This is a genomic window from Burkholderia sp. LAS2 (genome assembly GCF_018417615.1).
GTDB classification, from domain to species: domain Bacteria; phylum Pseudomonadota; class Gammaproteobacteria; order Burkholderiales; family Burkholderiaceae; genus Burkholderia; species Burkholderia sola.
The window spans coordinates 2,986,504-3,002,407 of record NZ_CP071052.1; the positions used below are offsets into that span (position 1 = coordinate 2,986,504).

General features: G+C 70.1%; 14 protein-coding genes. All 14 read right to left on the reverse strand.

From position 1 onward, the window contains the following. Positions 1-2: 2 nt before the first annotated feature. Positions 3-620, reverse strand: coding sequence for a DUF924 family protein (locus JYG37_RS13840; protein ID WP_176015620.1), 618 nt, complete (start codon positions 618-620; stop codon positions 3-5). Continuing rightward, positions 617-1,348, reverse strand: a complete 732-nt coding sequence (locus JYG37_RS13845) for an alanyl-tRNA editing protein (RefSeq protein WP_213345504.1) — start codon at positions 1,346-1,348, stop codon at positions 617-619. Before JYG37_RS13845 ends, JYG37_RS13840 begins: the two co-directional genes overlap by 4 nt. A 105-nt stretch (positions 1,349-1,453) precedes the next feature. Next, positions 1,454-1,864, reverse strand: a complete 411-nt coding sequence (locus JYG37_RS13850; protein WP_006488211.1) for a group II truncated hemoglobin — start codon at positions 1,862-1,864, stop codon at positions 1,454-1,456. A gap of 44 nt (positions 1,865-1,908) precedes the next feature. Then, on the reverse strand, positions 1,909-4,524 hold the full coding sequence (locus JYG37_RS13855) for an ABC transporter permease (protein WP_124631398.1): 2,616 nt from the start codon (positions 4,522-4,524) through the stop codon (positions 1,909-1,911). Further along, positions 4,521-5,138 carry a DUF4126 domain-containing protein gene (locus JYG37_RS13860; protein WP_050016423.1) on the reverse strand — a complete coding sequence of 206 codons (618 nt, stop codon included), beginning with the start codon at positions 5,136-5,138 and terminating at the stop codon, positions 4,521-4,523. Before JYG37_RS13860 ends, JYG37_RS13855 begins: the two co-directional genes overlap by 4 nt. A gap of 217 nt (positions 5,139-5,355) precedes the next feature. Continuing rightward, complete coding sequence (sugE, locus tag JYG37_RS13865; RefSeq protein WP_204383334.1) at positions 5,356-5,676, reverse strand: quaternary ammonium compound efflux SMR transporter SugE; 321 nt, start codon at positions 5,674-5,676, stop codon at positions 5,356-5,358. Positions 5,677-5,828: 152 nt separating this feature from the next. Then, entirely contained in the window at positions 5,829-6,110 is a 282-nt protein-coding gene (locus tag JYG37_RS13870) for a putative hemolysin (protein ID WP_050016419.1), read from the reverse strand. Between the two features lie 152 nt (positions 6,111-6,262). Then, complete coding sequence (gene kdpE / locus JYG37_RS13875; protein ID WP_050016417.1) at positions 6,263-6,961, reverse strand: two-component system response regulator KdpE; 699 nt, start codon at positions 6,959-6,961, stop codon at positions 6,263-6,265. Then, entirely contained in the window at positions 6,954-9,797 is a 2,844-nt protein-coding gene (locus JYG37_RS13880) for a DUF4118 domain-containing protein (protein ID WP_089488689.1), read from the reverse strand. The genes kdpE and JYG37_RS13880 overlap by 8 nt, the downstream gene beginning before the upstream one ends. A 152-nt stretch (positions 9,798-9,949) precedes the next feature. After that, the gene (gene kdpC, locus JYG37_RS13885; protein ID WP_050016414.1) at positions 9,950-10,531 is read right to left on the reverse strand and encodes a potassium-transporting ATPase subunit KdpC; all 582 of its coding nucleotides are present in this window, start codon (positions 10,529-10,531) and stop codon (positions 9,950-9,952) included. Between the two features lie 25 nt (positions 10,532-10,556). After that, positions 10,557-12,641: a potassium-transporting ATPase subunit KdpB gene (kdpB, locus tag JYG37_RS13890; protein WP_050016412.1), complete on the reverse strand. Its 2,085-nt coding sequence runs from the start codon at positions 12,639-12,641 to the stop codon at positions 10,557-10,559. Positions 12,642-12,695: 54 nt separating this feature from the next. Then, a complete protein-coding gene (gene kdpA, locus JYG37_RS13895) occupies positions 12,696-14,501 on the reverse strand; it encodes a potassium-transporting ATPase subunit KdpA (protein WP_124554850.1) in 1,806 nt (601 codons plus the stop codon). Further along, positions 14,498-14,590 carry a K(+)-transporting ATPase subunit F gene (gene kdpF, locus JYG37_RS13900; protein WP_006752209.1) on the reverse strand — a complete coding sequence of 31 codons (93 nt, stop codon included), beginning with the start codon at positions 14,588-14,590 and terminating at the stop codon, positions 14,498-14,500. Before kdpF ends, kdpA begins: the two co-directional genes overlap by 4 nt. A gap of 303 nt (positions 14,591-14,893) precedes the next feature. Next, positions 14,894-15,868 (reverse strand): quinone oxidoreductase family protein, encoded by a 975-nt coding sequence (locus tag JYG37_RS13905; protein ID WP_089488691.1) that lies wholly within the window; start codon positions 15,866-15,868, stop codon positions 14,894-14,896. Positions 15,869-15,904 lie beyond the last annotated feature (36 nt).

Here is a 15,904-nt window from a genome sequence, read left to right on the forward strand (position 1 = left end):
CGTCAGAACGACGAGCCCGGCTCCCGCAGAAACGCCGCTTCCTCGTCGGTCGACGCGCGACCGAGAATCGCGTTCCGGTGCGGAAAGCGGCCAAAGCGCTCGACGACCGCCGCATGCAGCAACGCGTAGCGGTGATAGCGCTCGCACCCGGCCTCGTCGCGGATGCCCGCGCACAGGCGCACGGCCTCGCGCTGGCTCTCGACCGACTCGTCGTGCTCGAACGGCAGATACGCGAACGCGCGGTGATGCCCGCTCGGCAACCGCGCGTCCCAGCCGGCCGCGACGACGCGGCGGGCCAGCCCGAGCGCCTTCGGATCGGCGGCAAACGCGCGCGGCGTGCCGCGATGGATGTTGCGCGAGAACTGGTCGAGCACGACGATCAACGCCAGCGCGCCCGACGGCGAAGCGGCCCAGTGATCGCACGCGCCGTCGCATGCAGCATCGAGCAGCGCGCCGTAACGCGTGCGCAGCACGTCGTCGAACGCCGCGCCGCCGTTGAACCAGACCTTGCGGTTCTGCCCGAACTCGGCCGAGCCCGGCTCGCCGAACCAGAAATCGAGAATGTCCCGTGCCTGCGGATCGAGCGCCGCCGCGCCCGCTTTCCCGGTATCGATCGTCATGCAAACTCCAGTACGAGGCGCCGTGTGCGCGCACTCTTCTTTTCCAGTTTCGCGACCCGCAGCCCGCCGATTTCGGACGTGTTGCGCACGTGCGTGCCGCCGCACGGCTGCAGGTCGACGTTCTCGATGCGCAGCAGCCGCACGCGGCCGAGGCCCATCGGCGGCTTCACGCTCATCGTGCGGACGAGTTCGGGCCGCTCGGCCATCTCGTCGTCGGTGATCCATTCGGTCGTGACCGGATGCGCGCCGGCGACGAAACCCGCGAGGCGCCGCTCGACGTCGTCGCGATCGATCGCGTCGGACGTCGCGAAATCGAGCCGCACGTAGTCGGCCGTCACGCTGCAGCCGTCGACCGCGTACGGCAGCACCGCGCACATCAGGTGCGCGGCCGTATGCAGGCGCATATGCCGGTGGCGGCGCTGCCAGTCGATCGCCGCGACCACGCGCGTGCCGGGGGCCAGCGTCGCGACGCGCGCGTCCTGGCCCGGCGCGGGCACGTGCACGGCGTCGTCGGGCGTCGCGCCGTCGAACTTCGCCTTGCGCGTATCGGCCATCGCGATCGTGCTGCCGTCGGGCAGCGTCAGCGTGCCGGTGTCGCCGGCCTGGCCGCCGCCGAGCGGATAGAACACGGTGCGGTCGAGCCGGATGCCGTCGTCGCCGACGGCCTCGACGATCGCGTCGCATTGCATCAGGTACGCGTCTTCGCGAAACAGCGCCTGTGTCGTCATCGGGATGAGCCTCGTGTCGATGGAGGAAACGGCCAGTGTCGCGCCGGCCCGCACGTGCGCCCAGACGCAGATCGTCCCGCGCGCGGGCAGCGGCGTACCGGTCGATCAACCGGGCCGGTTGCGCATCCAGTCGGCCGTGTCGTAGAACGAATGCATGAGCCGCTCGCGCAGCGGCTCCGGCAGCCCGACATCCTCCATCGCCCACGCCATGCAGCGCAGCCACTGGTCGCGCTCGACCGACGCGATCGGGAACGGCAAATGCCGCGCGCGCAGCCGCGGATGGCCGAACCGGCTGATGTAGTGGTCGGGGCCGCCGAGCCAGCCGCACAGGAACCAGAACAGCTTGTCGCGCGAACCGTCGAGCGACGGCGGATGCAGCGCGCGAATCTGCGCGAACTCGGGCTCGAGGTCCATCAGGTCGTAGAAGCGGTCCACCATTTCGCGCACGCGGGCTTCGCCGCCCACGAGCTCGAACGCCGTCGGCTGCGACGGCGCATCGTCATTCACATCGGTCATTACGGATAGTCGGAAAACGGGATCTTCGGGGCCGCGGGCGACGCTCACGCGTCGCGCAGCGACTGCAGCGCGGGGCGCCGCAACACATTATGCAGGCTGAGCCAGCCGGCCGCACCGGCGCAGACGACGCCGGCCGCGATGCCGGCCGGCACGAGCCATGGATCGACGGCGAGCTGGAAGTCGAACACGCGCGACGCGAGCACCCAGCCGACCGCGATCGCGCCCGCCGACGCGAGCACGCCGGCCAGCGCGCCGACCACGACGAATTCCGCGCGCTGCACCGCGTTGACCTGCGCGCGCGACGCACCGAGCGCGCGCAGCAGCGCGGCCTCGCGCACGCGCTCGTCGCGCGAGCCGGCAAGCGCCGTGTACAGCACGAGCACGCCGGCCGCGAGCGTGAACGCGAACAGGAACTGCACGGCGCCGACCACCTGCAGCATCATCCGCTGCAACTGCGCGAGGATCGGCGCGACGTCGATCGCGGTCAGGTTCGGGTAGCGCGCGATCAGCGGATCGAGCAGCGCGGCGTTCGATGCGGGCAGATGGAAGCTCGTCAGGTAGACGGCCGGGAAATCCTTCAGCACCGGCGGCGGCATCAGCACGAAGAAGTTGACGCGGAACGAGCCCCAGTCGAGCTTGCGCACGCTCGTGATCGGCGCGTCGACCGTCAGCCCCGTCACGTCGAAGCGCAGCGTGTCGCCCGGTTTCACGTTCAGCGTCTTCGCGAGGCCGGCTTCGATCGAGATCTGCGGCGTGGCCGCGGCGCCGAACCAGTCGCCTTCGACGATCCGGTTGTCGGACGGCAGGTCGGTCGTATACGACAGGTTGAATTCGCGATCGACGAGCCGGCGCGCCTCTTCCGACGGGTACGCGTCCGGATTCACCGGCTTGCCGTTGATCGCGACGAGGCGGCCGCGCACCATCGGCGCGGGCACCGCGTCGCGCACGCCGTGTGCGGCCAGATAGGCGGCGACGTCGGCGCGCTGGTCGGGCTGGATGTCGATCAGGAACTGGTTCGGCGCATCGGGCGGCGTCGACTGCCGCCAGCCCGCCACGAGGTCGTTGCGCGTGATCGCGATCAGCAGCAGGCACATCAGGCCGAGCGCGAGCGCGGTGATCTGCAGCGCGCTGGCCGTGCCGCGCCGGTGCAGCGACGCCAGCGCGTAACGCCAGCCGACGCCCGCGGCCACGCGCGCATTGCGCACCGCGCGCGCGGCGGCGAACAGCACGAGCCGGGCAATCAGCGCGAACCCGACCAGCGCGCCGGCAAAGCCGCCCGCGACGATCAGGCCGAGCTTCAGGTTCCCGGCGGCCACGATCAGCAGCCCCGCGAACAGCACGACGCCGACCGCATACGCGGCCCACGCGGTGCGCGACGCGTCGCCCCACTCGCGCCGCAGCACACGCACCGGCGGCACGCGCGTGAGCGGCACGAGCGGCGGCAGCGCGAAACCGAGCAGCAGCACGAGCGCGGCGCCCATGCCGATCAGCGCCGGCCACAACGTGGGCGGCGGCAGCACGACGTCGATCAGGCTGCCGAGCGCGGCCAGCAGCGCCCAGTGGCCACCGTAGCCGAGCACTGCGCCCGCGGCGCCCGACACGATGCCGACGCCCGCGAATTCGAGCGCGAACAACGCGCCGAGCGTGCGGCGGCTCACGCCTAGGCAGCGCATCGTCGCGCAGCCGTCGAGATGACGCCGCATGTAGCGCTGCGCGGCCATCGCGATCGCGACCGCCGCGAGCAGCGCGGTCAGCAACGCGACGAGCGTCAGGAAGTGGCGCGCGCGATCCAGCGTCTGCCGCACCTGCGGCTGCCCCTCCTGCAACGACTCGAGCCCGACGCCGCGCAGTTTCCCGCCGTCGACGCGCGCGTGCGCATAGGTTTCGAAGCGTGCGACGGCCGCTGCGTCGCCGGCGACCAGCAGCCGGTACGTGACGCGGCTGCCGTAGCCCGTGAGCCCCGTCGCGGCGAGCTCGTCCGCGCGCATCATCAGCCGCGGCGAAAAATTGACGAACGAAAAGCCGCGATCGAGTTCGCGGGTGATCGCCGCGGCGACCGTGAACGTGCGCAGCCCGACGCGCACCGTATCGCCCGCCTTCAGGTGCAGCGCGTCGAGCAGCGACGGGTCGGCCCATACGGTGCCCGGCGCGGGGATCGCGGACGCCTTCTGCGCAGTGGTCGCACCGGCCGGCAGGATCTCGACCGCGCCGCGCAGCGGATAGCCGGGCGACACGGCCTTCACGGCCGCGAGGCGCGACGGCGCGGCGTCGGCCGCCTGCCCGCCCGCGGCGGCCGCGATCATGCTCGGAAAAATGGCGGTCGTCGCGGTACGCAGGCCGAGCGCGCGCGCCTGGCGGTCGAACGACGGATCGACGGGGCGATCGGCGCGCACGACGAAATCGGCGCCGAGCATCTGGCGCGCGTCGCGCTCGAGGCCCTGGCGCAGCCGATCGGCGAGAAAGCCGACGCTCGTCAGCGCCGCGACCGCGAGCACCAGCGCGAGGACCAGCAGCGTCAATTCGCCCGCGCGCCAGTCGCGCGCGGTCATCCGGGCAGCCTGGTGAATCAGGTCGCGCAGGCCGAAGCGGCCGGCATGCGTGCGCCCGTCATGGCCGGAGTATCCGGCCGGCGGCTGCGCCGCGTGTTGCGGCCCCTTCAATCGCGCTTCCCTCCGATCGAGTTGAGCCGCGACACCATGTGGTTAGCCATCCCGCGAAAGCCACCCGACACGCCGCGCCACAGGCGCGGCAGCGCCCACGCCGACGCCGTGATGAACGCGGCAAGCAGCACGAGGAACGCGAGCGGAACGAAGAACGCGAGGACGAGCCCGCCGACCACGAGACCGTCCTCGGTCGACGACGCAATCCAGTTCGAAATCGGTTCGGGAGACAGGTTGATCAGCGCGCGCGTGCCGGCCTTCGCCACATGCGCGGCGCCGGCGAGCGAGCCGCCGGCGAGCCCCGCGACCGCCAGCATGGTCGGATCGGCATGGCCGAGCGCACCGGCCGCGAGCACGGCGCCGGCCGGAATGCGGATGAAGGTATGCACGGCATCCCACAGCGAGTCGAACGCGGGGATCTTGTCGGCCAGGAATTCGGTGACGGCGAGCACGGCCGCGGCGCCGATGACCCACGGCGACATCAGCACGGCCAGCGTGTCGGGCAGATGGAGCCAGCCGAAGCGTGCCAGCACGCCGGCGATCAGCACCGTCAGGTACAGGCGCAGGCCGCTCGCCCACGCGAGTCCCGCGCCGAGCGAAATGGCTTCGATCATGGCCCTCTCCTTGCACTTTCCGTGCGTTTTGCCGATTGATCGGATCGGGTCGGACAGACCGGCCGCGCGGCGCGTGGCGACCGGCACCGCGTGCCGCGCGCAGCACGACGGGATTCAGGCCCGAATACGTTCCATTATAGACAGGCTGGACGGGCGACCGGCGCAATTCCGCGGCGCGGGGCGGCGCGCGGGCGCGTGCGCGCCGCGGAGTCCGTCGTCAGGCGGCCGACGACAATTTCAGGCCGACCAGCCCCGCGACGATCAGCGCCGCACTGGCGACGCGGGCGACGGTCAGCGCCTCGCCCAGCATCACGATGCCGAACACGAACGCGCCGACCGCGCCGATGCCCGTCCACACCGCGTACGCGGTGCCGAGCGGCAACTGGCGCATCGCGACCGCGAGCAGCCCGAAGCTGGCCAGCGCCGTCATGATCGTGAACACCGACGGACCGAGCTTCGTGAAGCCGTCCGACGATTTCAAGCCGGCCGCCCAGGCCACTTCCAGCAAACCGGCGATCAACAACCATACCCACGCCATCTCGACGTACTCCGTATCGGATGGGGCCGTCCCCGTTGAAGCGAATGACCCGGGGTCGTCCCCGGGCGGCGCCGAGTATAACAAGTAGCTTACGGACCTGCCGGCGGCCTGGCAGGCCGTCGCCGATGCGGGGTGCGATCGTCAGGACGCGGTCAGTTCGCCACGCGCTTCGGCGCGCCGCCGCCGACGCAGCGGTCGTCGCGGTAAAGCGCCCACTCCTCGCACACGCGGCCGTCCTTGAACACGCACATGCCGACCTGCCCGCTCGACAGGTTGCGGATTACGTGGCGACCGCCGAGCTTCTCGCAGTTGACCGACGCGGGATTGGCCAGCGCCGCCTGCGCGGGCGGGTGCTGCCCGGGCGGCAGCGGCTGGGCGAACGCGCCGGGCGCAGCGAGCGCCAGCGCACAGATGACGACCAGACGGACGGACATTGCACGCACCTCGATTTCGTTCGCGGAACGGTCAGGATAGCGGGGATTGCGCAGCCGGTGTGCAAGGCCGACGCCCATCGCGAGGCTGTCGCGCCGGCGCAACCCTGCCGGGGCGCGACGCCGCGGCCGCATGCTTGGCCGCGCCCCGTGCGTCACACGGCGCCGACGAGCCGATAGCCGACGCCCGTCTCGGTGACGATGTGCTCGGGCTGCGCGGGATCGGCCTCGAGCTTCTGGCGCAGATGCGCCATGTAGATGCGCAGGTAATGATGGCTCTCGACGTGCGACGGCCCCCACACGTCGCGCAGCAGCTGGCGGTGCGTGAGCACGCGCCCCGCGTGACGCACGAGCGTCGCGAGCAGCCGGTATTCGAGCGGCGTCAGGTGCACGATCGCGTCGTCGCGCCACACCTGGCGCAGCGCGAGATCGACGGTCACGCCGCCGAAGGTCACCTTCGGCGACTCGTTCGCGCCGCCCTGGTTGCGCCGGCGCAGTTGCGCGCGAATTCGCGCACGCAGTTCGGACACGCCGAACGGCTTGGTCAGGTAGTCGTCGGCGCCCGCGTCGAGCGCGGCCACCTTCTCCTCTTCCTGCGTGCGCGCGGACAGCACGATCACCGGCACCTCGGACCAGCCGCGCAGTTCGCGGATCACGTCGAGGCCGTCGGTGTCGGGCAGGCCGAGATCGACGATCACGAGGTCGGGCTTGCGCGTCGCCGCGTCGATCAGCCCCTGCTTGCCCGTCTCGGCTTCGAACACCGCGATGTCCTCCTCCTCGAGCGCGGCGCGCACGAAGCGGCGGATCTGCTTTTCGTCCTCGATCAGGACGACGGTCAGGCTGGGTTCACTCATGGTCGGGCAATGACTCGGATGGGGGCGATGCGTCCGGCAGGTCGGATTCGTCGTCGGGCACGGCGGGTGCCGCCGGCGGCGTGTCGACCGGCAGCGTGAACCAGAAGCGCGCGCCCGTCACGCGGCCGTCGGGCGCGGTGCGGTTGAGCGCGCCGATTTTACCGCCGTGCGCCTCGACGATCGCGCGGCAGATCGCGAGACCGAGCCCGATGCCCGGCGTCGCCGATTCCTTCTCGCCGCGCGTGAACTTGTCGAAGATCCGCGTTTCCATGCCAACCGGCAGGCCCGGGCCGTGATCGTCGACGTGCACGCACACGAAAGGATGGCCGTCGTCGGTCACGCGCTCCGCGCCGATGTCGAGCGACGTATCGGGCGGCGTGTACTTCGCCGCGTTCTCGAACAGGTTGGTGAACAACCGCTCCATCAGCACCGCGTCCATCTGCAGCAGCGGCAGGTCGGCCGGCAGCGCGACGTGCGCGGGATGGCGCGCGAGCACGCGCCGGCACGCGGCGAGCGCGGCGCCGACGGTTTCCTCGAGCAGCGACCACTGGCGCTTGAGCTGCAGGCTGCCGGCCTGCAGCCGCGCCATGTCGAGCAGGTTCGTGACGATGCCCGTCATGCGCAGCGCCTCGTCGTGAATCGCGTCGACGAGTTCGCCCTCGCGCTGCGCGAGCCGCCCGGCCGCCGCGGCGTCGCCGGCCTGCGCGGCCGCGCGCCCGTTCGCGAGCATCGACGAAAAACCGACGATCGTCGTGAGCGGCGTGCGCAGGTCGTGCGAGATCGCCGACAGCAGCGAGTTGCGCAACCGCTCGGATTCCATGTTGACGAGCGCGTCGCGCGCGATCTCGACGTAGTGCACGCGCTCCAGCGCGAGCGCGATCTGCGCGGCGAATGCGTCGAGCATCCGCTGCTGCTCGGGGACCTCGAGTTCGCGCGGCTCGCGCGACACGACCGCGAGCACGCCGCGCGTGCGCATCGGCGCCTTCAGCGGCAGGTACAGCGCGGCCGTCGCCGGCAACGTATCGGTGCCGCGCCCGGCCGGCTTCTGCTGGTCGTACACCCACTGGCCGACGTCGCTGTCGAGCTCCGCGCCCGTCAGCGTGACGACCGCGTCGGGCTCCTCGATCTTCTGCCGCACCTGGTCCGCGCTGTCGGGCAGCAGGAACGCGACGCGCGCGCGGAACACCTCGCCCACGTGACGGCTGCCGATCTCGACGATCTGCTCGGTCGTCAGCGCCGCGCCGAGCTCGCGCGCCATCGCGTAGATCGCGCCGGTGCGGCGCTCGCGGCGCTGCGCGACGCTCGCCTGACGCGTGAGCGTCGACGTCAGGTGGCTGATCACGAGCGACGTCAGCAGCATCCCGAAAAAGGTCAGCAGGTATTGCGTGTCGCTGACCGAGAACGACATGCGCGGCGGCACGAAGAAGAAATCGAACGCGGCCACCGACAGGAACGACTGCAGCACGCCCGGGCCGCGGCCGAGCCGCACCGCCGAGAACACCACGCCGAGCAGGTACAGCATCACGAGGTTCGTGAGGTCGAGCCGCCCGGACACGACGCTCGCGACGACGGTGATCGCCGCGCAGATCGCGGCCGCATACGCGTAGTGGCGCGGCGGCGAACGGTGCGTGCCGAACTGCGCGAACGCGTCGCGCCAGTCGCGCGCCCGCGCGTCGAGCGGCGCGGCGCGCGTCTCGTCGCTCGCGGACGCACGGATCAGCATCAGGTCGACGTCGCCCGCGCGTTCCGCCAGCTGCTCGCCGAACGGCCGTGCGAAGCGGCGCGCGAGCCCGACCTTCGGCGAGCCGCCCGCGACGAGCTTCGATACGTTGCGCACCTTCGCATAGCCGATCAACGCGGCGACCGCGTCGGGCCCGGCGAGCGTGACCGTCTCCGCGCCGAGCTCGGCCGCGAGCTTCAGTGCGTCGAGCGTGCGCTGCCGCCGCGCGTCGGGCAGCCGCTGCAGGCGCGGCGTCTCGACGTACACGGCGATCCAGTCGGCCTTCAGGCTCGCGGCAAGGCGCGCCGCCGCGCGCACGAGCGTCGGCGCTTCGGCGCCCGGGCCGACGCACACGAGCAGCCGCTCGCGCGCCTGCCAGATGCGCTGGATCGAACGGTCTGCGCGGTACTCGCGCATCTGCGCGTCGACGCGATCGGCCGTGCGCCGCAGCGCGAGCTCGCGCAGCGCGATCAGGTTGCCCTTGCGGAAGAAGTTGCGCACCGCGCGCTCGGCCTGCTGCGCGAGATAGACCTTGCCGTCGCGCATCCGCTCGAGCAATTCCTCGGCCGGCAGGTCGACGAGCGTGACTTCGTCGGCCGCGTCGAACACGCGATCGGGAACGGTCTCCCACACGCGAATGCCGGTGATCGCACCGACCACGTCGTTCAGGCTTTCGAGATGCTGGACGTTGACGGTCGTATACACGTCGATGCCCGCATCGAGCAGCTCGTAGACGTCCTGCCAGCGCTTCAGGTGCCGTGCGCCCTGCACGTTCGAATGCGCGAGCTCGTCGACGAGGATCAGTTGCGGCGCACGCGCGAGCGCGCCGTCGAGATCGAATTCGGCGAGCGTGCGGCCGCGATAGTCGATGCGGGCGGGCGGCAGCACGTCGAGGCCGTCGAGCAGCGCGGCGGTTTCACTGCGGCCGTGAGTCTCGACGATGCCGACGACGACGTCGACGCCTTCCTGCACGCGCTGGCGCGCGGCCTGCAGCATCGCGTAGGTCTTGCCGACGCCGGCGGACGCGCCGAAGAAGATCTTGAGCTGGCCGCGCCGCTGCTTTTCTTCATCGCGCTGCAGCTTGTCGAGGAGTTGGTCGGGATCGGGGCGGTTCATGCGTCAGAAGGGCGACGCGCCGGATGGCGCGCGAGATACAGCCATTGTGGTTCCAAATCGCCGCAAAAGGCAAAGACGGCGCGCGCGCCGTCGAAACGAAGTCGGGCCCGGCGCGCAGCCAGCCGCGCCGGGGAGCCCGCACGCCCGCACGCTCAGTGCGCGGCCTGCGCCGCGTCGAGCGCGAGATTCAGCTTCAGCACGTTCACGCGCGGCTCGCCGAGCACGCCGAACTGGCGGCCCGCCGTGTTCGCGGCGACGAGTTGCGCGACCGCGTCCGGCGCCAGGTTGCGCGCCTTCGCGACGCGCTCGACCTGGTACGCGGCCGCGGCCGGCGTGATCTCCGGATCGAGGCCGCTCGCCGACGCCGTCACGAGGTCGACCGGCACCGGCTTCGACAGGTCGGTGCCCGCGTCGCGCAGCGCGGCGATGCGCGCCTTCACCTGGTCGGCGAGCGACGGGTTCAGCGGGCCGAAGTTCGAGCCGCCGGAGCCGGCCGCGTTGTACGGCATCGGCGCGGTGGCCGACAGCCGGCCCCAGAAATACTTCGGCGCGTCGAACGACTGGCCGATCAGCGCGGAGCCGACGACCTTGCCGTTCTGCTCGATCAGGCTGCCGTTGGCCTGCGACGGGAACACGGCCTGACCGAACACGGTCATCACCGCCGGGTAAGCGAGCCCCGTCACGGCGGTCAGGATGACGAACAGCACGACGAGCGGGCGAATCAACGATTTCATGATGGTTCCTTCAAGGACGGCCGGCTCAGGCCCAGCCGAGCGCGGCGAGCGTCATGTCGATCAGCTTGATGAACGGGAACGGCAGCAGCACGCCGCCGAGGCCGTAGACCAGCAGGTTGCGGCGCAGCAGCGACGCGGCGCCGAGCGGCCGATAGGTCACGCCCTTCAGCGCGAGCGGGATCAACGCGACGATGATCAGCGCGTTGAAGATCACCGCGGACAGGATCGCGGACGCCGGCGACGTCAGATGCATGATGTCGAGCACGCGCAATTGCGGGTACGTCGTCACGAACGCGGCCGGGATGATCGCGAAGTATTTCGCGATGTCGTTCGCGATCGAGAACGTCGTGAGCGAACCGCGCGTCATCAGCATCTGCTTGCCGATCTCGACGATCTCGATCAGCTTCGTCGGGTTCGAGTCGAGGTCGACCATGTTGCCGGCTTCCTTCGCCGCCTGCGTGCCGGTGTTCATCGCGACCGCCACGTCGGCCTGCGCGAGCGCCGGCGCGTCGTTGGTGCCGTCGCCCGTCATCGCGACGAGACGCCCGGCCGCCTGGTGCTCGCGGATCGTCGCGAGCTTGGTTTCCGGCGTCGCTTCCGCGAGGAAATCGTCGACGCCCGCTTCCGCCGCGATCGCCGCGGCCGTCAGCCGGTTGTCGCCCGTCACCATCACGGTCTTGATGCCCATCTTGCGCAGCTCCGCGAAGCGCTCCTTGATGCCGCCCTTCACGATGTCCTTCAGCTCGATCACGCCGAGCACGCGCGCCGCGCCGTCCTGCAGGTCGGCCACGACGAGCGGCGTGCTGCCGCGGCGCGCGACGTCGTCGACCGCGCGGCGCACTTCTTCGGGGAAGCGGCTGCCGTGGGTTTCGACGTAGCGGCGGATCGCGTCGGCCGCGCCCTTGCGGATCTCGCGGCCGGGCAGATCGACGCCGCTCATCCGTGTCTGCGCGGAAAAGCCGAGGAACGTCGCATGCAGTTGCGCCATGTCGCGCTGGCGAATGTTGAAGCGCTCCTTCGCGAGCACGACGATGCTGCGCCCTTCCGGCGTTTCGTCGGCGAGCGACGACAGTTGCGCGGCATCGGCCAGCGCTTCCTCGGTCACGCCCGGCGCCGGCACGAACGTCGACGCCTGACGGTTGCCGAGCGTGATCGTGCCGGTCTTGTCGAGCAGCAGCACGTCGACGTCGCCGGCCGCTTCGACCGCGCGGCCCGACGTCGCGATCACGTTCGCCTGCATCATCCGGCTCATCCCGGCCACGCCGATCGCGGACAGCAGCCCGCCGATCGTCGTCGGAATCAGGCACACGAGCAGCGCGACGAGCGCGGTGATCGTCACCACGTGGCCGGCCTTCATCGCTTCGACCGAGAACATCGAGAACGGCAGCAGCGTCGCGGTCGCGAGCAGCATCACGATCGTCAGCGCGACGAGCAGGATCGTCAGCGCGACCTCGTTCGGCGTCTTCTTGCGCTTCGCGCCTTCGACCATCGCGATCATCCGGTCGAGGAACGCCTCGCCGGGGTTCGCTGTGACCTTGACGACGATCCAGTCGGACAGCACGCGCGTGCCGCCCGTCACCGACGAGAAGTCGCCGCCCGATTCGCGGATCACCGGCGCGGATTCGCCGGTGATCGCCGATTCGTCGACCGATGCGACGCCGTCGACGACTTCACCGTCGGCCGGGATCACGTCGCCGGTCTCGACCAGCACGACGTCGCCTTTGCGCAGGTCGGACGCGGTCGTGATGCGGATCGGCGACTTCGGATGCGGCTCGTTGAGCTTCTTCGCCATCACGTCCTTCTTCGCGCTGCGCAGCGACGCGGCCTGCGCCTTCGAGCGCCCTTCGGCGAGCGCTTCGGCGAAGTTCGCGAACAGCACCGTGAACCACAGCCACAGCGCGATCGCGAGAATGAAGCCCGCGGGCGCCTCGGCCTGGCCCGAGAGCGCCGCGATCCACAGGATCGTGGTCAGGATGCTGCCGACGTACACGCAGAACATCACCGGATTGCGGAACTGCGTGCGCGGCGTGAGTTTCTTGAACGAATCCACGATCGCCGGGCGCAGCAGCGCCGGATCGAACATGGACCGTGTTGCGGAATGTTGAGTCATTGCGATCTCTTCAAGCTCTTCAGTCTTTTCAGTGTGTCGCGATGCGGGCGCGCATCAAGCGCCCAGCCACATCATCAGGTGCTCGACACCCGGGCCGAGCGCGAGCGCCGGCACGTAGGTCAGCGCGCCCACCAGCAGCACGGTGCCGAGCAGCAGCACGACGAACAGCGGGCCGTGCGTCGGCAGCGTGCCGCTCGTCACCGCGATGCGCTTCTTCGCGGCGAGGGAACCGGCGATCGCCAGCACCGGCACGATCGTGCCGAAGCGGCCGAACCACATCGCGATCGCGGTCATCCAGTTGTAGAACGGCGTGCCGACCGTCAGGCCCGCGAACGCGCTGCCGTTGTTGTTCGCGGCCGAACTGAACGCATAGAGGATTTCCGAGAAGCCGTGCGGGCCCGGGTTCGAGATGCCGGCCTTGCCCGCGTCCGCCAACACCGCGATCGACGTGCCGACCAGCACGAGCAGCGGCGTGAGCAGCACGACGATCGACACCATCTTCATCTCGTACGACTCGATCTTCTTGCCGACGTATTCCGGCGTGCGGCCGATCATCAGGCCGGCGACGAACACCGCGAGCAGCGCGAACACGAGCATCCCGTAGAGGCCGGAGCCGACGCCGCCGAAGACCACCTCGCCGAGCTGCATCAGCAGCATCGGCACGAGGCCGCCGACCGGCGTCAGCGAATCGTGCATCGCGTCCACCGCGCCGCACGACGCGGCCGTCGTCGCGACCGTGAAGATGCCGGTCTGTGCGATCCCGAAGCGGGTTTCCTTGCCTTCCATGTTGCCGCCCGGCTGCAGCGCGCCGGCCGACTGGTCGACGTGCAGCGCGGCGAGCGTCGGGTTGCCGGCCTGCTCGGCGCTCACCTCGACGCCGGTCGCGACCGCGAACGCGACCGTCATCGCCGCGAGCACCGCGATGCCCTGCCGGCGGTCGCCGATCATCCGGCCGAACACGAGACACAGCGCGGCCGGGATGATCAGGATCGAGAAGATCTGCAGAAAGTTCGCGAACGGCGTCGGATTTTCGAACGGGTGCGCGGAGTTCGCGTTGAAGAAGCCGCCGCCGTTGGTGCCGAGCATCTTGATCGCTTCCTGGGAGGCGACCGGCCCCATCGCGAGCGTCTGCTTCGTCAGCGGAGTCGGCACCGTGACCGCGTTGCCCTTGTCGTCCTTCACCGGGCTGCCCTGCGCGTCGAGCTTCGGCGCCGCGTAGGTGCTCGCCTGCAGCACGGGCACGTCCTGGTACGCCTTCATGTTCTGCAGCACGCCCTGGCTCATCAGCAGCGCGGCGACGAGCGCCGCCATCGGCACGAGCACGTACAGCGTCACGCGCGTGAGGTCGACCCAGAAGTTCCCGATCGTCTGCGCGGTGTGACGCGCGAAGCCGCGGATCAGCGCGATCACGACGACGATGCCGGTCGCTGCCGACAGGAAGTTCTGCACGGTCAGGCCGAGCATCTGCGACAGATAGCTGACGGTCTGCTCGGGCGTGTAGTCCTGCCAGTTCGTGTTCGCGACGAAGCTGACGGCCGTGTTGAACGCGCCGTCGGGCGTCATCGCGCCGAACTGCTGCGGGTTGCCGGGCAGGAAGCCCTGCAGGCGCAACAGCCCGTAGAGGAACAGCACGCCGAGCGCGTTGAACGCGATCGTCGCGATCGCATACTGCTTCCAGTTCATCTCGGTGCCGGCGTCGACGCCGGCGACGCGGTACAGCGCGCGTTCGAGCGGGCCGAACACGCGCACGACGCGCGAACTGCCATCCATCACCGCGCTCAGGTAGCGCGCGACCGGCACGGCCGCCGCGAGCAGCACGACGATGAACAGCAGCGTCTGCAACAGGTTGTTCGCGTTCATTCGATGTCCTCCGCGCGCAGCAGCGCAAAGACGAGATACGCGAACAGCAGGGCCGTCGAGGCGCCCGCCAGCCAAAGCATCCAGGTCATGCGCGCCCCCCGCGACCGTATTGCACGAGCTTGTCGCAACCGGCAAGCAAACCGAGGATCAGCGCGGTGAAGAGCACCAGTGCGCCGATGAAAACCCCATCCATTTTTTGTTCTCCGTCGTCGAAATCGGACGACTAGAACCTTATGGGAACGCACGTAAAGGGCGGGTCAAAGGTGTCGGGGCGGGTGTAAAAAACGCGTAAACGCGTGCGGCGGGACTGGCGCAAAACGAGGCGGGACGAGCGGCGCTGCAGCGCCGCCCGCAACAGGCGCGTGCCGGCGTCGCGCCGGCACGGGGGACGGTCAGGGAACGAGAATCGTCGAGCCGGTGGTCTTGCGTGCTTCGAGGTCGGCATGCGCGCGGCCGACTTCCGCGAGCGGGTAGCGCTGGTTGATGCTCGTCTTCACCTTGCCCGACAGAATCACGTCGAACAATTCGGTGGCCGCGGCGTCGAGATCGGCGCGCTTCGCGATGTACGAGAACAGCGTCGGGCGCGTGAAGAACAGCGAGCCGCGCGACGAGAATTCCTTCGAGTCGATCGGCGGCAGCGGGCCCGACGCGTTGCCGAAGCTGACGAAGTAGCCGAGCGGCGCGAGGCTGTCGAGCGAGCCGACGTAGGTGTCCTTGCCGATCGAATCGTAGACGACCGGCACGCCCGCGCCGTTCGTGATTGCCTTCACGCGCTGCGTGAAGTTCTCGCGCGTGTAGACGATCGGGTGATCGCAGCCGTGCGCCTTCGCGAGTTCGGCCTTCTCGTCGGAGCCGACCGTGCCGATCACGGTCGCGCCGAGCGCCTTCGCCCACTGGCACACAAGCAGCCCGACGCCGCCGGCCGCCGCGTGGATCAGGATCGTGTCGCCGGCCTTCACCGGGTACGTGCGGCGCAGCAGGTAATGCGCGGTCAGGCCTTGCAGCATCACCGACGCCGCGTCGTCGTCGCTGATCCCGTCCGGCAGCTTCACGACGCGCTCGGCCGGCATCACGCGCTCCTGCGCATACGCGCCGGGCGGCTGGCCGACATACGCGACGCGGTCGCCGGCCTTGAACGCGGTCACGCCGTCGCCGACGGCCGTCACCTCGCCCGCCGCCTCCATCCCGAGACCGCCGGGCAGCGGCTGCGGATACAGGCCCGTGCGGAAATACACGTCGATGTAGTTGAGCCCGACCGCGTGTTGCCGGATGCGGACTTCGCCGGCCTTCGGCGCGCCGACGTCGACATCGACCCACTTCATCACGTCCGGGCCGCCCGGCTGGTCGTATCGGATTGCTTTCGGCATCGTTTTGCTCCTCTTCTGTCTGGAATCTGGAAATCC